Raw genomic sequence first — 22,082 nt, forward strand, 5'->3', positions numbered from 1 at the left:
AGCCCTATCCTTTCTCGATGCAGTTCATCAACGTGTTTTCAATCTCCTTCATTTTTCCGTCATCCCCGGCTGCCTGTTTTGTCCCGGCTGTCCGTCTTTTTCCTTTCCCGACTTTTTTCAATACGGCAAGAACCCTCTGGACACGTTCTCCCTTGGCGGCCTTTTTGAATCCATCTTCCTGCTCCGCTTTTGCAAAGGCTTTCCGTATCTGAAGCTCCGAATATTCCGGATAACAATCTGAAATGGATCCCATCATCTGAGAAAGAATCATGTCGCGGTCATAATGATTATCAATATTTTCCTTCGCTTCCCGGCGGAATGCTTCCACGACTTTTCTTTCCTCATCCGCCAGGGCTGACTGCTGAATATCCATCAGCATATTTTCACGAAGTTCCAGAAATCGCTCTTCATTCTCAATCAGGGATTCCTTTAACAGCCCCCGCATTTCCTTGATGTGTTTCTCGGCAACCTTATGAACAAACACTTCATCAATAGTCGGCTGCTCCTCATTGCTTAATACCTCAAACTGCATCATCATCCATAACGTTGTCAGAAGATCGATGCTTCCGCAGCTTTCCTCATACATGCTATTTTCAAGTCCCTCCGTCAGGGGTGCCGGTTCGTCCAGCCACTGGTATTTCCAGATTCTCTCGATAATCTCGCTCATGAACTTCTTGTCTTTGCAGTAAGAATCTGCCCGGATAATTGTGCTTGCCATGCGTCTCTGGATCCGCAGCATGCCTCCCCATAACCGGCATGCTTCCGAGGTTCCGATTGCCACGATTGCAACGCCAGTCTGAGCCGTGATTGTCAGGAAATTCTCAAAACTTTTCGCGCTGCTCTGTGAAAAATCCAAAAACTGGATCTCGTCAATCGCAATCGCGCCAATATGATACAGTTCAATCCACCCACAGATGATGGAAACAATCTTTCCTAAATTCGCCTTACCCGAAATCACATTCAAATGATCTTCCCCTGTATCCAGCAGCTGGTCAAGCTGCTTGGCGAATGATAAGAACAATGCCGTTAAGTTGGAATTCGAAAATGCCGTCAAACGAATAATCGGAATCTGCGTGTAAAATCCATCCGGGAAGGTGTGGCGGATGACCCGCGGATACTTCGCGCATGTCAGGTCAAAAGCGGTCGATTTGCCTACTCCGGATGTTCCGACAATGGAGAAGCCTAGTACGTTGGCAGAAATATCATTCGCATATGAAATAATATTGGTCTCCATCTCCTCGCCCGCAACTTTGATCGGTCTGGCCATAGCCGTTATTCCGTTCCGTCTGCTGGCGTATGACGAAATCAAAGCCGTGGACAAGTGGTATTCAATAAGCGAATGGAACGGAATCGGATAACGGATCTTTTTCAGACTGATCAGTTGACGTTTCCGCTCAGACAGCGAGGCCATTTTCACCTTTGCCGGGTCATATCCGGAAATGGGGATATTGTTCTGTTTGAGCAGTTCAGTGATATCCGCTGCACGCGGCAATGAACAAATGTCCGGATTTCCAAGATGTCCGTTCTGCTTCCAGTAGCGTGCCTCCACACAATCTTCCACTGACAGATCCACGCCGTCATACAGATTTTTTCCGCCGGCCGGTTCCACATAATCAAGATTCATGTTCTTAACAAATTTCATGATTTTTTCCGTCCTTTCTGCATTCTACACACCAAAATATTTTGTCATCCCGCTAAAATCGTCCGGGAGCACTTCAAGTACCTTTTCGGTTGCTTTAGGTGCCTTATCTTTCACCTTTTCCGTAACGTTCTCTTTTTCCGTTTCCGGCTTCTTTTGAAGGACATTCGCATCCGGCAGTCCGGTCACGACATCCTCTCCGCCTACCGTAAGGCGCTCCGCAAGCGTATTCTGGAGTTGTCCGTTTTCCTGTTCCTGTTTTCTGGCCTCCCGAATATTTTTCTTTCTGTTTTTCCCGGCATTCTGCAGCTTTTTCGCCGTTGTGATGACATCCGCCATGTCACGCTGGACAGCGACCTGCTGTTCCAGATCATATGCCTCCAGGCTACGGCTGGTATCCTTTCTCCGTTTCCAGAGCTCATCATATTCTTTCCAGCTCATGTCTCTGAATGTTCTCTGTTCCTCCCGGATCTCGTTCAGGGCGATGACATGCAGTGCACCATCTTCCATTAAATACACGTTATTGATGCTCCGCGGGTCGTAGCGCACACCCGGTAATGCTTCTTTTTTCTTTCCTGTCTTCCACATTTTCTCCAGAAGCCACTGTTCTCCGTTTTCATAAAAGAGCCCGCGGTATGTAACGCCCCGCCTGGAGATCTGGAACTTCCTGTCCGTTTTCAGAAGTGCGAAAAATGCAGTCTTTTTCGTACTCTCTGTCAGCCACCGAGGTGTCATCAGATACTCACATCCGTACTGCCAGATGGAAGCCGGGATTGGCGGAACATCTGCCTGAATCATTTCCTTCGTCAGAGGGTATCCGTCCCGTTTGTGCTGGTTAAAATAAACGACAAAGCGATACGCCATGCGACGAATATCGTCCAGGTCGGTGCAGGCCGTTTCATAGTGCTTCGAGTCATGCGTTTTCATAATGACTCCCGTTCCACCAGCTGCGCTGCGCACGAGCTCCTGGAACTGATGGAACGACTGCTCAACGATGCCTTTCATGGAACCCGTGGCCGGAGGTGCCAGAACAATGTTCATTCCGATTTCCCGGCCGACACGCCTCATATCTTCTGATGTGTATTCGGAACCGTGGTCCGTGCGCAACTCCTGCGGAATGAATCCCATCGGACAAACCTCTGACGGTGCGGTCAGACCGTATTTTGCATACTGCTCACGGCCGTCAAAAAACAGCGCCATAAGTAAATTTGTGATTCCAACAAAGCTATTGTTTGCGTAATCGACCCAGCAGCCTACAATACAGCAGGAATAAACGTCGATTGCGAGGTACATGACTGCGCGCCCGACCACCTGCCTGCTGTCCCGTGTGGACACGTTGATCATGTCGATTTCCACCTCATCGACCTCCACGATATGGCCGGGACCGGCACAGCCGCTCTGGCTGTTTCCCTGAAGAAGCCTTGCGTTGTTTCTCCGCTCCTTCGCGCTCATCTTTAACGGCATGATGCCGTTTTCGCCTCCCTGCTTTTTGCAGTAGGTCCAGAAACGTTTGTAGGTGGGGATTTCTTCCAACGGGAGCATCTTTTGGACCAGGGCACCGTCAACGTATTCCTGCGTCATGTAGTGCTTTCCGACGAGATAACGGTATGCCGATTTAAGTGACACTCCGGCCTCTTTTCCTTTCAGGAAATACTGATAGCCGTCCTGGAAAATCTCTTCCAGGCGTTCGTCATTGGCAACTGTCTTATCACCATGTCCACGGACGGAATCTCCTGTTTTATAGTCATTCACTCTGTTTTTCTCGCCTTTTCTTCCATCAACCAGGGAATACCGATTACGTCCTGACTGAAGGTAAAGCCTAATCAGCTTATAAACAGTTGTCTTACGGCAACCCAGCTCCTGCATGAGCGCTTTTACTTCCGACTTGGTTTCTTTTGATGAAATTCTTTCCCATGCCGGATACATACTCTGAAGCATACGTTCCATCGCTTTTGCTTTACGCGCTATCTCTTCTTCCTCATCCAACGTAAGGTTCTTAATCCGGTAATCATCATTCCATTCAACCTTTTCAAATTCGCCAAGATTCATCCGGTATTTTAAAAGCTCCGTGGAAAAACGTACAATATTTAACCTGCTTACATCCAGCTGTACGAATATTACCGTTTTTTCCGTCAGTACAAGAATTCGATAATATTCCTGATCCGCATGTATTACATCACCTGCCTGTAACTGCGGCTGTCCTTTATTTTCCATCCCGGTACCTCCTGTAAGTTTCTCTGATATTCTCTTCGTTCCCTCTTACCAGACTTGCAAACCGTACGATTTCCCCATCCATGGGGATTGATACAGCTTTATGCGCGACTAGGTATTTCAGCATGGTTTCCGTTCCCGTCACATGAGCTGAATCATAGTACGCCATACAATGTTCAATGTTGACCGCGAGCGTTTTATTCAGGTTCTCCCGTAAGACAATCCGGAAATCGATGCCATATCGCTTCCAGTATTCCATCTCAATATATTGCCGAACCAAAAGAGTTTGGTATTTCGGCGATTCCGGATTAAACTCTTCCGCTCCTGACTTGATGCTGTATGCAATCCTGCTGCCGTTACGGAATGTAATGAGAAAATCCGTGGACAGGACATTCCGCGGAATGCGAAATCCATGTTCCTCACAAATGTTCCGTACCGTCTCGGAAGAAAGCATCATCTGTTCCTGAATCTGTGCCACGTCATCGCGAAAACGCATGATCCAGAAAAATTCCTTTTCGCCCATGGATAACGTATCCACGGTTCTCTCCGCAATCGGATCGTATATTGCCGTTGATGTTCCGATACTGCCGATTTCATTTGCTTTAATGAATCCGACATACAGGTTTCCGGTTCCGAGGCAGCGCCCTTCCTGTCGTTTTTTTGCGTCGCTTTTCTGCTTCAATTTTTCACCTCCTCGGTCCAATTATGGAACATTCCGGTCCATACCCTTTTATCTGCAGGGATCATGGAATATAAAAATCTCTTTTCTTCTTGAAAAAAAATCCCTTGTATCGACTGTGCATTTTTGAATTTTGACGAACCGAACAATCAGAATGACTGTCTTTTGATGTATCTTTTCTTGCGGATAGATGAATTCCGCTTTTTAAATGCAAAATGTATGCATCGTCTCGAATATATACAGTCATTTTGCTTTAGAAATATTACTTTTCGTGCCGACACACACTATGACTGTATATTTCTTCATTTTTTTCACAAACGCATGCACTGTGACTGTGTTAGTTCGTGCTTACTGACTGCGGATATCAAAATTTATTATATTTCATCAGGGATGACTGCATATTTTTGTTTGCACGCAGTCATTTTGATGTGTGATTTTCCTTTGCAAATCCGGTTTCCCGGAATCGGGAACTGTGCTATACTTTTGTTATTACTTATGAGAAAAATCTTCGAGGTACACGTAAGATGAAATTAAAACGCAATGATGAACTGATCCCTAAACGGCTCAAAAAACTTCGAGAGGAAAAAGGCTGGTCCCAGACACAGGCCGGTGATTCCATCGGCGCAGGCCGTGGTGCCTGGCAGCAGTGGGAACTTCGTAAGCGTACACCAAATGATACCGCTCTTGTCGCCATTTCCTATATTTTCAACGTAAGCCTTCCGTATATCTGCGGTGTGGATGACGAACCGACTCCACAAAGCATGATTATCCCGGAGTCCCGCTTACAGCCGATGGACCGTAACGGGATTGAGGCTTACCTCAGCCTGACACGGCAGGAAAAAGAGTTTGTGCGAAAAACCATGGATTTCCTTCAGTCCCATCGTCATCAGCAATAGAATCCCCACTGCCGGAACGTAATCTGCTCCGGCAGTGCATTTTTTTAATTCTTTCTTCTTTTAATCAGAAAGCGAAACTTTTTCAAACGACTTTTCAACACAAGTAACAACTTCTTCAAAGCTACTCTCTTCCTCACTTTTCCTTGCCGCACAACCATGCGTCAAAGCTCTCCTTGGGCACGCGGTACATGGTCCCGATTTTGTGTACAAGGAACGGCGCTCCGTCTTTATAAACCTTAGTCAGGAAATTGTAGGCAGCCGAACGCTTCACGCCAAGCATCACCTGAATATCTTCTGCACTGTACACACGCTGATCGATATCCTGTCTCTTCTCATATCCCATATCTGTTCTCTCCTCTCTTTTCCTCTAAAAGACGCAAAAAGGCACAGCCCCTGCCGCCAATTCTATGGCCTCTAAACAGGAACTGCACCTAGTGGTGTCCTTATCCGTATTCTTTTTACTCTTTAAGTATAATGTCCTCCCTGACTGGTGTCAATCCGTATTCTGCTCTTTTCTTCCATCTTTTCCGTTCTTGCTTTTCCATGTTTTCTCGTGCTACCCATTTCCATAATTTCCGTATAAATCAAAGGCGTTTGGAGTGAATCCCGTCTTTAGGATTTAGCACTATTACTTTTGGGAGTAATAAAATCCCCCTTTTATTATAAACCGACATATTTGCTGGTTTTTTTGTTGCTAAAAATATTTGACAAAGTTTGTTTTTACCCTTTGCATATATAGTGCTATAGTGTTATAATGGAGAAGGGTGATTTATATGTCTTATTTCTTAAAGAAAACAAACAATAAAAAGGGTACTTATTTACAGATCTACGAAAGTTATTATGATCCTACTCGAAAATGCGGTGCTCATCGTTCTTACAAACCTCTGGGGTATGTACACGAACTTCAGGCTACCGGCATTGAGGATCCGATTGCTGTTTTTACCAAAGAGGTCCAGAAACTTAATCAGAAATGCAAACAGAAAAAACAGGCAGAAAAAGAACAACATATCTCCGATGTGTCTCCCGAAAAACATCTGGGGTATTTTCCTTTAAAAAATATCAATGACTCTCTCGGCTGTAAGCGGTTTATTGATCTCATGCAGACGGCAACTAATTTCAGATTTAACATTTTTGATATGATGTCTGCTTTAATTTATGCAAGAACAGTCCATCCCTGTTCGAAATCAAAAACTTATGATGAGGTTATCCCAAATCTCTTTGAAAACCACGATTTTTCACTGGACCAGCTGTATTCCGGTCTGGAGTACATTGGCTCCGAATACGAAAAGGTGATCGAGATCTATAACCACCAGATCAATCAGACATATCCGCTTGATACGGTCCACACATACTTTGATTGTACAAACTTTTACTTTGAGATTGATAAAGAAGATGATTTCCGACTGAAAGGCCCCTCAAAAGAAAACCGCAGGGAACCGATCGTCGGTATGGGCCTGCTCCTGGATGCCAACCAGATCCCTATCGGTATGAAAATGTATCCTGGGAATGAAAGTGAAAAACCCGTTATACGCAACATCATTGATGATCTTAAAAAACGCAGTCACATATCCGGCAGAACGATTCAGATCGCGGATAAGGGACTTAACTGCTTTAATAACATCGCACACGCATTGAAAGCTGGCGATGGATACATCTTCTCCAAATCTGTAAAAACTCTTCCTGAGACGGAAAAAACATGGGTCCTGCTTGAAAATGACTATGCAGACGTTAAGAACAAAAGAGGAGAGATACTGTACCGTATCAAGGAATGCGTAGATGATTTTTCTTATTCCTACACAGATACCGCTGGACATAAAAAAACAGTAAAACTTACAGAAAAACGGATCGTAACATTCAATCCAAAACTTGCCGCAAAACAGAAATATGAAATAAACCGGCAGGTCGAGAAAGCAAAGAAGCTCAAAGCCAGTCAGGCAAAAAGATCCGAATATGGCGATAGTTCTAAATATGTTTCTTTTATTCCCACTAATAAAAAGGGAGAAGAAACAGAGGGTGCTGTAAAAGTTGAAATAAACGAAAAATCCATTGAGAATGCCCGCAAATTTGCAGGTTATAACATGATCGTTACTTCAGAGATCCACATGGCTGCGTCCAAGGTGTATGCTGCCTACCATAATCTCTGGCGCATTGAAGAATCTTTCCGTGTCATGAAATCCCAGCTTGATGCAAGACCTGTATATTTACAAAAACAGGAAACGATCACCGGACATTTCCTCATTTGTTACCTTGCGGTACTGCTGACCAGGATCTTACAGATACACATCTTAAAAAACCAGTATGGTACCGAAGAGATATTTGATTTCATACGTGACTTCAGAGTTGCAAAAATATCTGACCGAAAATATATAAACTTATCACGGAATTCTTCTTTTATAAAGTTTTTTTCCGATCATACCGGACTTCCATTAACCTCTTATTTTATGGGTAATACCGATATTAAAAAAGTGCTGAGCCATAGATTTTAGTCCATGGCTTAGCACTATTTCTTCAGTTCAACTCCGAAAGACAGGTATAATGTCCTCCCTGACTGGTGTCAATCCGTATTCTGCTCTTTTCTTCCATCTTTTCCGTTCTTGCTTTTCCATGTTTTCTCGTGCTACCCATTTCCATAATTTCCGTATAAATCAAAGGCGTTTGGAGTGAATGCTTCGTGCCTGTTTTTACGGAAGGAGAATATATCATGATGCACGAGTTTTATGATCCTGCAAACCTGCAAAAGCTTAAGGTTACGACTCCGCTGCTGTATAGTCAGTTGGAAAAACTTCTTACCGGGATACACAAGTGTTGGCTGGTTTTGATATCTGATCCGGCTCCATCAAATGAGACCAGAATTCTGTATCTCCTGGATCTGATGGATCTGATGGATGACTTTTCGAAGATTTGCAAAAGCCTCCGCGTGGAATATCACATGCGGACCGGAAGGCAGTTTTTCAAGCGGATTAATAATTTTAACCAACGGCGAACGATGCTGAGGATTGCTCTGGCCATGTATGATGACCTCACTTCTCAGTAGCACGAACCTAACGGCCTCCTGTCATTTTTGGCGGGAGGTCGTTTTTTTCTCAGATGTTATCAGCTTTCGTGATAGCTTATGGTACAGCAATATCAGTTTCGTGATAATCACGGTTGGGCTACGGATATCAGTATACGTGATATCCTGATGATTACTGGATATCAGCTTTCGTGATAACTTACAGTACTTACGTATATCAGTTTCGTGATAGTCTGTAATTTTTCATAAGTTATCACATACGTGATAGCTATGATTTTCCAGAAGTTATCACCTTCGTGATAGTTTGCTTGTCAGAAAAACTCGTCATTTCCCTCACCATACGTCATTTTGCTCACCATACGTCATTTCCCTCACCATAACTTAAAAGCAGGCCTGTTTTTCCAAAAATGTGGTGGAAAAAAATACGATAGGAAATGGGGAAAAGTACGTCATTTTGCTCACCTCACTTACTTTTCCTCACCGTACCACCCCCAAATACGTCATTTTGCTCACCATAAGACATTGATAATTCCTCGGAAACACCTGTAATTCCAACGATTTCTGGGTGGCACCGCCGTCTCCGTAAACAGATCTATAACTATGCAATACTATAAACGTACAAAAATGTACGGCAACAATTTTTTGCCCCCAAAAAAGAAACAAAAGAAAAGAAATCTCGCAATAAAAAATTTTATCGTAGAACAGACCATGAATTGACTCAGCTACAATAAGTTTATTAAATCGATTCCTCATAAGCAGAAAATATCGATACAGTTACTATTAATTGTATCAGTAACAGTATCGATACTAGGGGAATGTATTGGCATCTTCTACACAGTGAACCCTTTATGGAGAATGTGGATTATCTGAGGTGAAGTTATTGGAGAGGTAACATAGTGGCAGAGATAACTTATCTTTTCGAGAAAAGAATTAGCACACCACCAAAATATTCTCCAACGTATAGATATAGTTCTCGGAATAAAAAACTGTACTGGTTATCAGTGACCGAGTCGCATACGCTGCCTCCCATCTTATGGAGAGGTGGTAATTGGTGAAGAGAAAATTGTCGGTTAACAATGACTGTATTGGCAGAAATCACGTACTTTTTTCGGAAAAGACATAGGAACACCGCCAAAATTCCACTTAGGAAATGATATAGCCACCATTGGAATACGGAACAGTTCCGTTTATCAGTGCCTGAATTGACATACGGCACCGTGTAAATGCTGTTGTGGAGACGCGAAAATGGCATAAAAACTTGTATTGTCTTGCAGAAAATGGCTGTCATACACTAAAAAATCCGTTTCCTTCAGAAGAAAATTGATCCATCAATACCAAAATATTCCGTTTTGTCTCCATAATTACGGCATCAAATCGGTAGTAAGGAGACCAGTAATCAATGAAACATTATCCCCAGCCAGCAATACACGACTACAAGATCTTTGAGCGGAATGATATTGCCAAATACGGCATCATGTTTATCACCTATAAGGCTCTTGATCCGATCCAATATAAGAGCCTTATGTATCTGCTTTGGAAAAGTTTACAGCAGAATTACAGACATATCGATGGTGTAGCATTGTCCATCAGCGAACTTTGTCAAGCTCTCGGATACTGCAGCGACCGGAATTGCAACTTTGCCCGGTTAAAAAGGCGAATTGTGCTGCTTGTTAAGGAGTTAATGAATGAAACGCTGACAATCCATGACAAAGATCAGGACATGTATGTTTCTTTTGTATGGATTCAGACGATGAGTTTTTCTTTCAAGAGAGACTGGCTTACTATCCGCTTCAATACGGACCTTGCACGTTATTTCGGCTATTCGCTGAAAGAAGACTTCACTGTGGTAAAACTGAAATACCTGAATCGGCTCAAGAAACCCGCTTCCGTCATACTGTATCCGTTTTTCTGCCGTTACCAAAATATGCATGTCTTCAATTATGATATTTCGGATCTCACAAATCTTTTGACAGGAGACATGGATTTTCCGTACAAATATCTGAAACGGGACCATATTTTGCCGGCCATTCAGGAAATTAACCGCTGCACAAATCTTAACGTAACCGTCTCGGAAAACTTTTCGGATCGGAAGGTAAGCAGTTTACGCTTTGTCATTTCACGTTTTCCTGCCGAGGACGAGATGGATCATTACATGCTCCATGAAAATATCATGTTCGATGAGTTGTCGATCTGTCCGTATCGGAATGACTGGATGAATGACTTTGATTACGATATGGCTACCCAGGAATACATATCTCATCAGGATGCCACAGTCTCGAAGATCGATGTCGATTATTCCAGTTCCATCTATGATGATATCATCGATTCATCTTATAAAGGCTAAGGAGGCACCATGTATTCCACTGATTTGTTATTAAAAGTTCCAAAAACCATTTTGTTAACCGGGATTTCCGGGATTGACGGAAAGCCGATTTCCGCAATCGCCTGGAAGGCCCTGCTGTCCATCATGTACTTTTTCCCCGAACGCGATCACTGTGAAATCACTGTGCCGATCACGATCCTGCACATGATGTTTGGATACTATTCCAATTCGGAGTGCAATCGCAATCGCTCACACCATGTCCGTCGCATCCTCTCCCATCTGGAAGATCTTGCCGAGCAGCCTCTTGTTTTTGGAAGACACCGTAAGAATAATACATCAGGCATGGTCTGTATAGAGTCTGTACGGGTGGATATCCTTTCAGATCTGTGTTCCGTAACTTTTTCCCATGACTTTATTCAGTATTGGGAAAACAATACCGAAAAGACTTACAAAACTGTAAATCTCCAAAACCTGTATTCGCTTCATACACTGCCTGCCGTTATTCTCTACCTGCGCTGTGTAGTATCCAACTCAGGCGTTATTACCATTTCCACAGCGGCGTTGGCAAAGCTGCTTACCGGAGATCCGGACTATCCGTATAAGTTGCTCAAAAAGGATAAATTTCGTCCGGCCATTGCGGTTATCTATTCGAATACGGGTTTTCGCATTCATTTTAAAGAAATATTAAGCGGTAATCGTGTTCAAAAAATACAATTTACCTTTAGGCGAAATCTGATCGTCCCAAATAATGGATGACGAGGCGCTCCAGTACAGTTGAAATCCCTGATTATGGGCTATTTGGAGATTGCCATTATTATTCTTTATAACAGGCACAAAATGTATTATAATGGGCTTAACCCAAAGATTGGTATGTCAGGCTGCCATGCAGCACTTATCAATTTGGGAGGAATGATTTATGAACAAATGGGATGAATTACGAAAGGAATGTTATGGGAAAGACACTCTCGAAAGATATCAGAACGGTCGGATAGACTTCTCTCCGGACAGCATGCGGGATGTGGAGAATGGCGATTTCAAGTCCTATGACGAATATCTGGAGGTGCAGAAACGTTCCTGCGACAAGGTCCGGCAATTTTTCGAGTTGTGCTACTATCACGTTTCAGGCTCATCCGCTGACTTTAAAGGCCAGATTTTACGGTTCGATCAGCAGAAAAACAAAGTACTTTTCAAACGTATCATGGTAAACGACATGTATGGTGACGGTATCGGTTTTGTCGGCAAGGAAGATCATGTCTGGATGGACAGAACCGGTTTTGAATTATTTAATCCCGGCGACTGCCTCTGGGTCGAAGCGGATATTTACCGTTACATGCGTAAGAGTGACGGTAAACTGATTGATTACGGACTGCGGAATCCTGACAATATTGAAAAGATTGGATCTTATGAGGTTCCTACCGACGAACAGCTTATCGATCAACAGATTGACCAGCTCGTCTGCGAGACCTGCAGGTACTTCGATCACTGCTATCTCAGGATGTGCGTGGCCAATGAAGCGGAACGGAAGGAACGGTTCGAGACACTGAAAAACTTTCAGCCCGGCAAGTTTACACCCTTTACGGTCATGCTTGCATATGAGCTGGAATATCGTGTTATCATGCAAACCAAAGACTTCCGATGCGATCCCACGGACCCCAATTTCGCGATTATAAAGAAAATGCTGGAGATCTGTCAGGCGCACCCGGTCTACTATGTAGGAAATCCGCAGGAAGCATTTGTTAAAATGCTCTTTTCCGATAAACCGCGTATGTATATCGAATAAAAAGAAGGAGGCAACACAATGTACGACAGCCATATATTCTGCAAGGAATACAAGGACCTGAAAGATCAGATTGTGGATATTGTGAATGGAGACACCGAAGATTATGACATCGATGCTCTGGCGGAGCACATTCAGGAACTGTATGATAATGGCGAAATGTCCTCGTCACAGTATGATGATCTCATAAGCTACATACAGGATTTACAGTAATATAAAAGAAACATACATAACGAATAAGCGCAGGCACTCGCACCTGCGCTTTCTTATCATTGTTCCTGTAGTATACTGCTGTCGCTTCTTTCATTTCTTTTTTATTCTTAATTTTTTGAAATCAGCATTGTAACCGTTTATGGCCTCTGCAAGTTCATTTTCCAGATCTGCATTCCACAGTTTTAATTCTGACAGCACCACTACCCGATACAATTCTACATATTTTCTGATGTAAAATCCACACTGACCGCCCGTCATTGCATCTTCTTTTTTCGCATCAACATGAAGCATTTTATTTCTTGTGTTGACAGTCCTTTTTAGAATTTCAGGAATATTATCGCCATTAAACGCTGTTCTTCCGTATCCTTGTATCACCGAATCTATCTTATCCTTGAAGGAGGGAATACTCGGTATGGAAATTTTATACTTGCAGCCACATTGTGGGCATTTTGTATTCCTCTGTTTTGGCGGCTGTGAACAATTAATTTGGATTTTTTGCAATGATGCAAGATACTCTGATAACGGCTCAAATATCTCTGAGAATAATGCCAACCTCAAATCGGCTGTCAAGCCATCACCGAACCCGATATAATAAAACATCTGATCCATTTGTAATGCCTTTTTATCGTACCTCTCCCATGCACAAAAACCTCTTTTATAGGCCATATCATTCACTGGTTGACTGAATATTGTATATGCCCGTTTACCTTCATAATATGACAGCATGTTTTCTCTCATGTCAGCCGTGATATCAATACCGTCTACTTCATATTTATTCATTTTGAAAAAACGGCCATCAAAAAGACATTCATACCTCAGAATTTTGCAGAGTATCGCATGTACCCTTTCAAAAGGTACCGAATCTGACAGCTTTATCGTTATTGATTTCTGATTCAGCTTGGTTAAGATTTCTATGTCATAATTTATTTTGGACCTCTTCAGTTCCCAGTTCCTTTCAATGGCGTACGGAAGCAGGCTTTTGCCATCGTAAAGACCATGATATTTTACTTCCGTACAAGGTCTCTTTTTTAATGTATTTTCCATATAATTGCTCTACTCCATTCAATGAGGTATTTATAAGGTGTACATAAAAAATCTCTATACGAACAAATCCCAAGTCAACCGCCGCGCGGCACTGACATGGGATTTTATTTATAATTTCCGATCAAATATACTACTGCTCTATTCTGTAAACCGAATCACGTCATTCGGTGTGCAATCCAGATAGGTGCAGATACGCTCCAATGTAATCAACGTGATGTTCATGTTCTTTTTCAGACGATCAAGCGTATGATTATCGAGGACCTTATCCTGCAGAATCATATATTGCGTTATTCCGCGTTTGCGCATTGTGTCCCACAGCGGGCTGTAATCAACCATGACAAGTCCTCCTCCTGCGAACAATCATAGCTGATTTTCTTTCAGATCAATATTGTGTATATATCCACAATACGATATACTATTCATAGTACAGCTGGATTTTTCTTGAAAACAGAATTAAAATAGTTCTTTTGGATATCGGCAGAATACAAAAGCATTGTCAGAAATCACCCAAGGAACTATAATAAGTCTATAGCGCAAGAAAAAGGGCTAACGAACAAAGGAGGAACATTATGGGTAAAAAGCAAATTTACAAAAAAGCGGCAGCGCTTGCAATGGCAACGGCGATGGCCGCGGGTTCTGCAACAACCGCATTTGCCGGGCAATGGAAACAGGACGCAACTGGATACTGGTGGGATGAAAATGGTAATTATCCCAAAAATGAGTGGCGCTGGCTGGATGGTAATGGGGACGGCATTTCCGAGAGTTATTATTTCGGTGCAGACGGTTACCTCTTAACCAACACCACAACCCCGGACGGCTATACCGTAAATGCAGACGGACAGTGGGTAGAGAACGGCGTGGTAAAGACGCAGGGGACTGTAAAAAGTACCGGTTCAACAGGAAAACCCCAGTCTTCCGCAAAATCCAACGTCAAACAGTCGAGCCTTGTCAGCTATATGAGAGATGTCGATAAACCGGAGAATACTACAAGAGTAAACCCAGTTGGAACTGGTGTCGCATTTCCAACAACCGATTTGAAAGTTGGCGACAATATGTACTGGCGCAACTGGAACGGTGGTAACGAATATATTCTGTATTATCACGGAAAAACAGATACAAAAGCAGCGGGAGATATCGGAGAGCCGACATCTGCAGGTTACCAGATGAAACTTTATCCGAATGCGCAGTCGTATTGGACGTTCGATAAATGGACAACTCCTGACGGAGTGACAATCGATTACCTGTACCGCGTACTGGATGAAAACGGCAAAATTAAAACTGCCACTGCAGAAGAGCTTGGCTTGACCTATGAAGGCGGCAAGGTGCGTGATGTAGCGTATGATAGTAATTATCCACTTAAAAGGGTCGTGGATCTGTATGCACTGAATATTGAAGCAACTAAAGACTGGCTTGAAAAATATTCGGAAATTAATCATCACGGACTCGCGGGGCATAATCAGTTTATCACAAACTATGGTTATTACATCGCACAGCTGACCGGTCAAACAGATCCATTCAATCGTGTAAATTCCATGACAGACGAAGAGAAAAAACAGGCCGATGAAGTTATTGCTGTGTTGAGGAACTGGTTAAATAGTTTTGATTTCGAACATGCTACAGAACCAGAGAGACTCGCAAAGATTTCAGAATTGTTAATCGGATCAAAATACGACGATGAAGTAAAAAACAATCCAAGTCTGCATACGTACGATAAATTTTATCAGGTGCTTATCAACAAAAAGGGCGTATGTATTGATTTTGCTGATACAGGACATCTGCTTGCAACGTTGCTTGGTTTAAAATGCGCCGTTGTCGGGGACACAGTACACGCATGTTGGATTGTACAGGCAGACGGCGTTCCGCATATGGCTGAAAACGGAGCTATCGACCTCGTTAATGATTGGAGAGAAACTTCAAAACTCGGAACAAGACAGTCTTACAATTTCAATTTCGGTGAATACATTAAATACGAATAAATCGTTTCTCCAACACAAGGACTTTCTCTAAGAAATTAGAGGAAGTCTTTTTTGTATGTATAACAAAATCACATCAAAACCAAATTTGCATCATTTTTCTCCATAATTAGCCTATAAAAAAAGGAAGGAAGGAGAATCTATGCAAAAACATAAAAAAGGGAACTGGAAGCGTCCGGTTGCCGGGCTGCTTGCTGTATTGCTCGCAACTGGTACCATTGATATCAGTCAATTTGCATCATTGACATCCTATGCGTATAGTAAAGACTACGGAATTTGCACGGATAACCATCTGTACAGCGACACCGGCGCGAACTGTAGCGGTGATATTTATGTACGCACCACGGAATTAGCACAGGATTTGCAACATGAATCAGACGCATGCAAGATAATAATCATTCATAATCTTTCCTTATATTGTTCTTTAGACCAATATATAGTTTCGTAGATTCTGTATTGCATCCTGCCCAACAGATATAATACCTTTAGACCATTTTTTTGTGCTAAAGGAGATGTACGATGGATTTAAAAGCAGTAGGATTGCGTATTAAGACCGCAAGGGAAGCAAAAGGCTTGACACAGGAAAATCTGGCTGCCATTGTCGATCTCAGTTCAACACATATAAGTGTCATTGAACGCGGTATGAAAACTGTAAGATTAGATACGTTTGTTGCCATCGCAAATGCCTTGGATGTTTCCGCAGATACTCTCCTGGTTGATGTTGTGACATATTCCGTGGATGGATTCGCGAATGGTCTGCCGGAAGCAATCCGTACTCTTCCACCGGATGAACAGAAAAGGTTGATGAAAGCTCTCAAGGCTTATCTTGAATAGGAGGATCCCTTTGATCCTCCATTTTTTTGTCGCTTTTTGTCGAATCCAGTCGAACGAAAAGCGTTTCTTTCCAATCTTTTATATGCTATATTTGTTCTAAAGAACAATTTACAAATCTATGGAGATGATATTTTATGGAACAGAATGAAACTTTGGAAAATGATGATGTGTTGGAATTTGATTATACCGGTACGGATCAGGCCGATAATTTAGCTGATATGGCAGAAAACCTCTCACAAGATGAAGCCGCTGCTGCCATGGAGGCCATCGAAAGCGTTAGGCAGAAACGGGCAGATGACGCGGTACGGGATTTCCGGACGTGGTTTGATGCGGCTCTTCTGCCGATCCTGAAGGAATTTGCAGAACTGGTTGGTGCCAAATTGACTATCCGGCAGGATCACTTTCACGATATTACCGCTGCTTTTACAGGACGGTGCGGTTTTGATATCATGGCTACTCAGAAGCGGATGCGGATGGCCCTGGCTACGGCCGATCACATCAGTGTAAACAGACATATTGACGGTGATGGAGTGGAATTAGTCCTGGTCTATGGGTTCCCGGAAGGAGCGAATATTGAATTACGGTAGAATTTTTAGCGATTACAAAGAAGAACTGGAACTTGCCCTGATACAAAACTGTGCCGTCGAGTGTGAATTATATTCCATCGTCGCCAGTGTGTTGCGCGAATCCGAATCCGGCAGAAAAGTTTCTATCCGGGACGTTTCAGAAAGACGAACAACCACTGAATCCTCTTATCTGAAAGGCGAATCCGGATTTCCCGATTTTGTGGTGCTGAAACGGGAGAAAATCAAGCATGCTCCCATTCTTGGATGTGTTGAAATTAAACGGCCTGACGTGAAGCTGACCTATACCGATCAGCTTGACGGTCACGTCCTCTCCTATCGCAAAGTCATCTATACAAACGGGTTGGTTTGGCAGTTCTTTGAACCCGGAAAGAAAATGGAAGAAATCTGTCTTGGAAGTTATACGGAACAGGATATTCAGTGGGGCGATGCTTCTCACTGGTTTCAGTTACTGAAAAAAATCAATTCATTTCAGTGGTAAGAAGCTTTTTTACGAACTCAATCACTGCGAGGAGAAATGATTATGAAAATGGTCTTGGAGAATGGAACCTGGGGTTTCTGCTTCTATTACGATGATCCAGATTTCCCGGAACAGCTGCGTATCTGGCTACAAGCTGTCGATTCAGCTGACCTTGTAGTCAGTGCGCTTGTTTCATGGCTGGCAGAACAACGCGTGATGGGGAATGCATATGTCATTTCCTCTTCATTCTTAAAGACGCGTACATTTTTACCGTTATAAAGAATGCCAATTACCTTGTTATATTTTGCAGAAACAATATTCATGTTTTTCTGCAGCTCTTTCACCCATTTTTCATTTGCCACATCTTCTTTTTCTGCTTTTGTTTCCAGAACAATGGCAACTTTACTGTAATCGTCCGGAAGGTACCATCCATCCGGCTTGTCGATCACTCCTGTAAATCCAAGTTGATTGAAGGTGGTGATCTGTCCGGTTCCCTGGCGTACTCCGGCTTCCACTTTATCAAATCCTAAAATCTGTCGTGCCCCGTTTACAAATGCAGTTCCGTCAGACGGTGCATAACCATCCCGTACGGCATCTTCGGTTCGTAATCCCATAATCACTCTTTCCTTTCCAGATTTATTCTTGCGTGAATTATGGAAAGAAAAAGATGATTATTGGTTATGCGCCATAGTGGAAGCATCAGGGTTCAGCTCTCCCATTTTGGCTGTAAAATTTTTGGAAACTAACAGGGCATGTGTCGCGAAAGTTGGTGTTTTACATCAAAAAAAGAGACTCCTTTTTCAGGAAGCTCTTAGCGAAATATCTTTAATACTATTTCTCCACAAGGAGAATTTTAGCAGCTCTACAAGTTTAATGCCTCATAAATAGCATCAACGTTATAATCCGGAGCGAACCTCGTAGCTACATCTATGATTTTCTGGATTAAAGGCACGTCCCGTATCGTCAGATCATCTGCAATTTCTTCTGCTGAAGAAAATTTCTGCATTTTTGCGCAGACTTGCTCAATTAATAACAAGCGTCTACCTTCCTCAACGCCTTCCTCATGTGCCTGATTTCTCATGATTTCCATTTCATGACACATAATCGCCACTCCTCTCTCATCTTCTTTAAACACAATCGCAATCCCGGTAAAAAGGGCAGACTCCTGATGAAGCACAGATGCAATCTTCACGGTTATCAGTCTCTTCCATCACTCTCAAACCGGCTTCTCTTACTATTGATTAATAACGGAATGTGTTATACATCTTCAGACTTTCCTTTCTTCTGACCGGGCTCTCCAAAAACTTTCTTTAAGACGGCCGGTTCTCCTGTCTTCCGGTACTGCTTTTCAACATCCTTATATTCCTTTTCCGTCAGTTTCAGCGGCTTTTTTATCATGTGGGAAAGCCCGTAGATATCCGCTTTGGTGGTCCGGGGAACAATCGACGCAATTTCCGTCAGGGAATAGCCTTTCTTAATCATATTGGCACATACTTCCGCGCATACCATCGTGGTCTTGTCTTTCGCAACCAGATCCAAAAAGTGTTTCTTTGTCTCCCAAACATCGACTTCGCGGGCATACCGTAATGCTTTCTCGACACGGAGAATGGGGTCTTCCGTATTCTTGATTTCCTTCACCCATTCCAAGCGTTTCTTCTCAAAAACATCCATGGTAAGTCCCTGATACGTACCGTCTTTGATATCGTGCAGTAAGTGCTCGTATGATCTGTCGCCCCACATGGTCAAATAAAAGCAACGGTCCAGAACCGGCGTACACAGCACCCGGAGCAGATAATCCGGGGACGGATCTGTGGATACCGTTGCACCTTCGAGAGCGTTCATTGAAAATTTCTCTTTGGAAAGCATTTCTTCGAGCAAACCGTGTAATTCCATCATTTCATCGTCATCCATATATACATAGTTTTCTCCCATCGCTTGTCTCCTTTCGATTCTTTACGCTCCCATCACCCGCTTAAACACTTTGAAATTCGTATCATCCCGCGGCGGGCAATACACAGCAAATTCAATGGTTTTCAATGCGTGCAGATAATCCGCAATCACTTCTTTGGCAGCACGCGCCACCACTTCCGGCTTATTCTGAAACGCTCCGCATCCAAATGCGCCCAGAATTACCACTTCGTCACCGTTCAGTACTGCAACATCCAGAATCCTGGTCAGCCTCTTCTTATGGATTTCCAGGAGTTCCCGGTCACTGACTTTGACCGCCCGGTCACCGTTACCCTGATTGAACCGATTGCTCGGCCGCTCTCGCAGGTTCGGCGCTGCGCAGGTGATTACATCCACATCATACCACTCTGTTTCATTCATCAGCTTCGGCCTGCCCGTATCCGTCTTGAATACGGTCACATCCGGCGTATAGATGATATCCGCATTGTTGAGCGGATTCTTTGCATTCCGATGAGGGTAATAGAATCCCTTCATCATTTCCGGCACACTCAGACAGAAATACAGGCCGGAGCATCTGCACAAGCACTCTTCCTGCGCGCTGGATCCCCTTGTCACGCCGCCGCCCGGATTGGTCGCGGAAGCAAAGTTATGTACCGCCACATTCTGACCTGCATAACCTGCAGCCGCCTCGAAAGTCCGCTTTGTGGATACGATGATCTTCGCCTCATCTGAAAAATACACCTTATCCACAGCAGGCAGCTCTGTTCCTTCCAAAATGAGCTTCTGGTTTTTCACAGACCGTGTAAGGGCATTCTTAATCTTTCCATTTGTTTCACACATTCTTTTTGTATCTTCAAAAACCTCTACATTCTCAAAACTGCTCATACGTTTATCATTCCTTTTCTCTTTTGTTAAGTTTAACTTTTCGCCTCATCATCAGTTACAGTCGATCATATGTTTGGCTACAACTATATCATCATTGCGGTGACATTGCAAGACAGCTTTTTCTGCGGATAACGTTTTTCGGATAAAACCACTCCGCAAGGTTCCAGGCTGAAATCCTTCTTACCATGAAAAATGGCTGCGGAATTGCTCCCGCAGCCGTCGTGCCTGAAAACCGTACCTTGGCACCGTGATCTCTCACGGGTTTTTTACAGGGCGATTTGAAAATCTGCATTGTATGCTTTCCCAAAGTCGTCTCCATGAACAGGAACACATAACCTGATAACAAATAACCGATAAGCAATGACCATAAACAGTAACCGCCTGTAAGTTTTGTTAGAAGTATGCCCTGTACGGAAATCCTGTTTAGATGTCCACCTCAAACAACACCGTCTGGTTGTAGCGATCCAGTGCGATCTGCATTTCCATGATCGTATTGGAGATACGGTCGTATTCCTGCCGGATCAGTTCTGGATCGTAGTTGATATACTTATACTCCGGTGCCGAACCAGAAGAGCCGAAGGAACTGCCATATACACGAGTTTTCGGCAGTCTCTTGCGCATATCGTCAAGCACGGCCTTTCTCTTGTTGAGCTGCGCCATCCGGATCAGGATGCCATCAATGCTCATCTCCTGCTCACCGACCTGCACTTTTGCGGTGGCATTGGTCAGATTCAGTGCGTGCTTGATAGTAACGATCTTCCTGTCAATCTCGTCAATCATATTCGCAACGGTCATGTAATCGTATTCCGGAATGACCGGCTCCTCATTGACCGCAGCCACGTAAGTACTGGATGCAGCTTCCTTGTTTACCCAGAATGCTTTGTCTTCTTCCAGGCTTCTCAGCATTTTGTTTGCATAAGCCGATGTAATTTTCTGCATGGTTTTCGCCTCCCATAATGTTTTTTCAACGCAAATGATCTCAGTCCCACAAATTCCAGAAATATCTGGCAAAGAGCTTCATACCTTCTTTCATGCATCGATCCCGGTATGTTGTCAGTTCATTTTCCGCTGCCAGCCACTGATCCGATATTTCCTTATATTCCGGTACATCGGACATGGTGTACATACGGCTGAATCCTTTCTTTTTTTCCTGTTCTTTTTCTTCTTTCGTCTTCAGTTTTTCGCCGAACATCCCGTATTGTCGAGTGAATGCCGCCATTGCTTCATCATGCGCATCCTGATACGGGTTTTTCCGGCGGCAGGTTTCCTCGTTTGCCTCTCGAAACAAAAATTCCATACGCTTCAGGATCCTGTTCCACTTCAGTACATTTTCTTCTTCGGTTCCAGTGAAGTATCCAGGATACCCGTGGCTGTTGATACGCAGATCGTGAATCATGTTCGGAACAACGGTAACGAACCACCAGTCAATCGACCAGACATCACGGTAGCAGTATCCGTAACGCAATCTCTGGCAGATGCAGATAATGTCTTCTCTCCAGCGTTTTATCCATTCCATGGGAGAACCGTGAGTCGGTCCGTTAGTAAGAAAAACTGGATATTCCGGTTTTCGTGTTTTACTTTTCCGTTTCTTTCGCGGAATATCATTTAACATACATTTATGTACCGATTCCATGCTTTTCCGT

At 43.4% G+C, this 22,082-nt stretch carries 23 protein-coding genes; 11 read left to right on the forward strand and 12 right to left on the reverse strand.

Going from position 1 to position 22,082, the window contains the following annotated elements; genetic code table 11:
* Nucleotides 1–4: 4 nt before the first annotated feature.
* From OGM16_15285 to OGM16_15295, 3 genes are read right to left on the reverse strand one after another with little or no spacing between them, the layout of a single operon-like run.
* Complete coding sequence (locus OGM16_15285) at nt 5–1,642, reverse strand: ATP-binding protein (GenBank protein UYJ46144.1); 1,638 nt, start codon at nt 1,640–1,642, stop codon at nt 5–7.
* Between the two features lie 24 nt (nt 1,643–1,666).
* Nucleotides 1,667–3,853 (reverse strand): transposase family protein, encoded by a 2,187-nt coding sequence (locus OGM16_15290; protein UYJ46145.1) that lies wholly within the window; start codon nt 3,851–3,853, stop codon nt 1,667–1,669.
* Entirely contained in the window at nt 3,843–4,532 is a 690-nt protein-coding gene (locus tag OGM16_15295) for a TnsA endonuclease N-terminal domain-containing protein (GenBank protein UYJ46146.1), read from the reverse strand. The genes OGM16_15290 and OGM16_15295 overlap by 11 nt, the downstream gene beginning before the upstream one ends.
* A 521-nt stretch (nt 4,533–5,053) precedes the next feature.
* Here OGM16_15295 and OGM16_15300 point away from each other — a divergent pair.
* Entirely contained in the window at nt 5,054–5,425 is a 372-nt protein-coding gene (locus OGM16_15300) for a helix-turn-helix domain-containing protein (protein ID UYJ46147.1), read from the forward strand.
* Between the two features lie 133 nt (nt 5,426–5,558).
* Here the strand turns inward: OGM16_15300 and OGM16_15305 are convergent, their stop codons facing one another.
* Nucleotides 5,559–5,768 carry a helix-turn-helix domain-containing protein gene (locus OGM16_15305; protein ID UYJ46148.1) on the reverse strand — a complete coding sequence of 70 codons (210 nt, stop codon included), beginning with the start codon at nt 5,766–5,768 and terminating at the stop codon, nt 5,559–5,561.
* 430 nt (nt 5,769–6,198) lie between these two features.
* Here OGM16_15305 and OGM16_15310 point away from each other — a divergent pair, with 430 nt between their 5' ends.
* From OGM16_15310 to OGM16_15330, 5 genes are all read left to right on the forward strand, one after another.
* The gene (locus OGM16_15310; protein UYJ46149.1) at nt 6,199–7,911 is read left to right on the forward strand and encodes an IS1634 family transposase; all 1,713 of its coding nucleotides are present in this window, start codon (nt 6,199–6,201) and stop codon (nt 7,909–7,911) included.
* A 1,926-nt stretch (nt 7,912–9,837) separates the two neighbouring features.
* A complete protein-coding gene (locus tag OGM16_15315) occupies nt 9,838–10,782 on the forward strand; it encodes a replication initiation protein (GenBank protein ID UYJ46150.1) in 945 nt (314 codons plus the stop codon).
* 9 nt (nt 10,783–10,791) lie between these two features.
* Nucleotides 10,792–11,517: a replication initiation protein gene (locus tag OGM16_15320; GenBank protein UYJ46151.1), complete on the forward strand. Its 726-nt coding sequence runs from the start codon at nt 10,792–10,794 to the stop codon at nt 11,515–11,517.
* A 160-nt stretch (nt 11,518–11,677) separates the two neighbouring features.
* Entirely contained in the window at nt 11,678–12,541 is an 864-nt protein-coding gene (locus tag OGM16_15325) for a hypothetical protein (protein ID UYJ46152.1), read from the forward strand.
* 18 nt (nt 12,542–12,559) lie between these two features.
* Nucleotides 12,560–12,751 carry a hypothetical protein gene (locus OGM16_15330; protein UYJ46153.1) on the forward strand — a complete coding sequence of 64 codons (192 nt, stop codon included), beginning with the start codon at nt 12,560–12,562 and terminating at the stop codon, nt 12,749–12,751.
* A 90-nt stretch (nt 12,752–12,841) separates the two neighbouring features.
* Here the strand turns inward: OGM16_15330 and OGM16_15335 are convergent, their stop codons facing one another.
* Nucleotides 12,842–13,795, reverse strand: a complete 954-nt coding sequence (locus tag OGM16_15335; protein ID UYJ46154.1) for a hypothetical protein — start codon at nt 13,793–13,795, stop codon at nt 12,842–12,844.
* A 138-nt stretch (nt 13,796–13,933) separates the two neighbouring features.
* Complete coding sequence (locus tag OGM16_15340; GenBank protein UYJ46155.1) at nt 13,934–14,131, reverse strand: helix-turn-helix domain-containing protein; 198 nt, start codon at nt 14,129–14,131, stop codon at nt 13,934–13,936.
* A 233-nt stretch (nt 14,132–14,364) separates the two neighbouring features.
* Between OGM16_15340 and OGM16_15345 the strand changes: the two genes are divergently transcribed.
* The 5 genes from OGM16_15345 (at nt 14,365) to OGM16_15365 (ending at nt 17,667) form a co-directional block, all read left to right on the forward strand.
* Nucleotides 14,365–15,771 carry a hypothetical protein gene (locus tag OGM16_15345; GenBank protein UYJ46156.1) on the forward strand — a complete coding sequence of 469 codons (1,407 nt, stop codon included), beginning with the start codon at nt 14,365–14,367 and terminating at the stop codon, nt 15,769–15,771.
* A 139-nt stretch (nt 15,772–15,910) separates the two neighbouring features.
* Nucleotides 15,911–16,216 carry a hypothetical protein gene (locus tag OGM16_15350; GenBank protein ID UYJ46157.1) on the forward strand — a complete coding sequence of 102 codons (306 nt, stop codon included), beginning with the start codon at nt 15,911–15,913 and terminating at the stop codon, nt 16,214–16,216.
* Nucleotides 16,217–16,287: 71 nt separating this feature from the next.
* Nucleotides 16,288–16,602 carry a helix-turn-helix domain-containing protein gene (locus OGM16_15355; protein UYJ46158.1) on the forward strand — a complete coding sequence of 105 codons (315 nt, stop codon included), beginning with the start codon at nt 16,288–16,290 and terminating at the stop codon, nt 16,600–16,602.
* Nucleotides 16,603–16,736: 134 nt separating this feature from the next.
* Nucleotides 16,737–17,189: a hypothetical protein gene (locus tag OGM16_15360; protein UYJ46159.1), complete on the forward strand. Its 453-nt coding sequence runs from the start codon at nt 16,737–16,739 to the stop codon at nt 17,187–17,189.
* Entirely contained in the window at nt 17,176–17,667 is a 492-nt protein-coding gene (locus OGM16_15365; protein UYJ46160.1) for a hypothetical protein, read from the forward strand. Before OGM16_15360 ends, OGM16_15365 begins: the two co-directional genes overlap by 14 nt.
* Before the next feature lie 86 nt (nt 17,668–17,753).
* Here the strand turns inward: OGM16_15365 and OGM16_15370 are convergent, their stop codons facing one another.
* From OGM16_15370 to OGM16_15395, 6 genes are all read right to left on the reverse strand, one after another.
* Nucleotides 17,754–18,260, reverse strand: coding sequence for a hypothetical protein (locus OGM16_15370; GenBank protein ID UYJ46161.1), 507 nt, complete (start codon nt 18,258–18,260; stop codon nt 17,754–17,756).
* A 248-nt stretch (nt 18,261–18,508) separates the two neighbouring features.
* Nucleotides 18,509–18,838, reverse strand: coding sequence for a hypothetical protein (locus OGM16_15375; GenBank protein UYJ46162.1), 330 nt, complete (start codon nt 18,836–18,838; stop codon nt 18,509–18,511).
* A gap of 65 nt (nt 18,839–18,903) precedes the next feature.
* The gene (locus OGM16_15380) at nt 18,904–19,578 is read right to left on the reverse strand and encodes a hypothetical protein (GenBank protein UYJ46163.1); all 675 of its coding nucleotides are present in this window, start codon (nt 19,576–19,578) and stop codon (nt 18,904–18,906) included.
* A 21-nt stretch (nt 19,579–19,599) separates the two neighbouring features.
* Complete coding sequence (locus OGM16_15385) at nt 19,600–20,439, reverse strand: TIGR02452 family protein (protein UYJ46164.1); 840 nt, start codon at nt 20,437–20,439, stop codon at nt 19,600–19,602.
* A gap of 423 nt (nt 20,440–20,862) precedes the next feature.
* Entirely contained in the window at nt 20,863–21,378 is a 516-nt protein-coding gene (locus tag OGM16_15390; GenBank protein UYJ46165.1) for a hypothetical protein, read from the reverse strand.
* A 40-nt stretch (nt 21,379–21,418) separates the two neighbouring features.
* Nucleotides 21,419–22,072, reverse strand: coding sequence for a hypothetical protein (locus tag OGM16_15395; protein UYJ46166.1), 654 nt, complete (start codon nt 22,070–22,072; stop codon nt 21,419–21,421).
* Nucleotides 22,073–22,082 lie beyond the last annotated feature (10 nt).

The organism is Lachnospiraceae bacterium, assembly GCA_025758065.1.
In the GTDB taxonomy this organism is placed as follows: Bacteria; Bacillota; Clostridia; order Lachnospirales; family Lachnospiraceae; genus Enterocloster.

Coding starts and splice junctions, on each gene's coding strand:
- OGM16_15285 (UYJ46144.1), bottom strand. CDS start 1,642: ATGAAATTTGTTAAGAACATGAATCTTGATTATGTGGAACCGGCCGGC.
- OGM16_15290 (UYJ46145.1), bottom strand. CDS start 3,853: ATGGAAAATAAAGGACAGCCGCAGTTACAGGCAGGTGATGTAATACAT.
- OGM16_15300 (UYJ46147.1), top strand. CDS start 5,054: ATGAAATTAAAACGCAATGATGAACTGATCCCTAAACGGCTCAAAAAA.
- OGM16_15305 (UYJ46148.1), bottom strand. CDS start 5,768: ATGGGATATGAGAAGAGACAGGATATCGATCAGCGTGTGTACAGTGCA.
- OGM16_15310 (UYJ46149.1), top strand. CDS start 6,199: ATGTCTTATTTCTTAAAGAAAACAAACAATAAAAAGGGTACTTATTTA.
- OGM16_15315 (UYJ46150.1), top strand. CDS start 9,838: ATGAAACATTATCCCCAGCCAGCAATACACGACTACAAGATCTTTGAG.
- OGM16_15320 (UYJ46151.1), top strand. CDS start 10,792: ATGTATTCCACTGATTTGTTATTAAAAGTTCCAAAAACCATTTTGTTA.
- OGM16_15325 (UYJ46152.1), top strand. CDS start 11,678: ATGAACAAATGGGATGAATTACGAAAGGAATGTTATGGGAAAGACACT.
- OGM16_15330 (UYJ46153.1), top strand. CDS start 12,560: ATGTACGACAGCCATATATTCTGCAAGGAATACAAGGACCTGAAAGAT.
- OGM16_15335 (UYJ46154.1), bottom strand. CDS start 13,795: ATGGAAAATACATTAAAAAAGAGACCTTGTACGGAAGTAAAATATCAT.
- OGM16_15340 (UYJ46155.1), bottom strand. CDS start 14,131: ATGGTTGATTACAGCCCGCTGTGGGACACAATGCGCAAACGCGGAATA.
- OGM16_15345 (UYJ46156.1), top strand. CDS start 14,365: ATGGGTAAAAAGCAAATTTACAAAAAAGCGGCAGCGCTTGCAATGGCA.
- OGM16_15350 (UYJ46157.1), top strand. CDS start 15,911: ATGCAAAAACATAAAAAAGGGAACTGGAAGCGTCCGGTTGCCGGGCTG.
- OGM16_15355 (UYJ46158.1), top strand. CDS start 16,288: ATGGATTTAAAAGCAGTAGGATTGCGTATTAAGACCGCAAGGGAAGCA.
- OGM16_15360 (UYJ46159.1), top strand. CDS start 16,737: ATGGAACAGAATGAAACTTTGGAAAATGATGATGTGTTGGAATTTGAT.
- OGM16_15370 (UYJ46161.1), bottom strand. CDS start 18,260: ATGGGATTACGAACCGAAGATGCCGTACGGGATGGTTATGCACCGTCT.
- OGM16_15380 (UYJ46163.1), bottom strand. CDS start 19,578: ATGGGAGAAAACTATGTATATATGGATGACGATGAAATGATGGAATTA.
- OGM16_15385 (UYJ46164.1), bottom strand. CDS start 20,439: ATGAGCAGTTTTGAGAATGTAGAGGTTTTTGAAGATACAAAAAGAATG.
- OGM16_15390 (UYJ46165.1), bottom strand. CDS start 21,378: ATGCAGAAAATTACATCGGCTTATGCAAACAAAATGCTGAGAAGCCTG.
- OGM16_15395 (UYJ46166.1), bottom strand. CDS start 22,072: ATGGAATCGGTACATAAATGTATGTTAAATGATATTCCGCGAAAGAAA.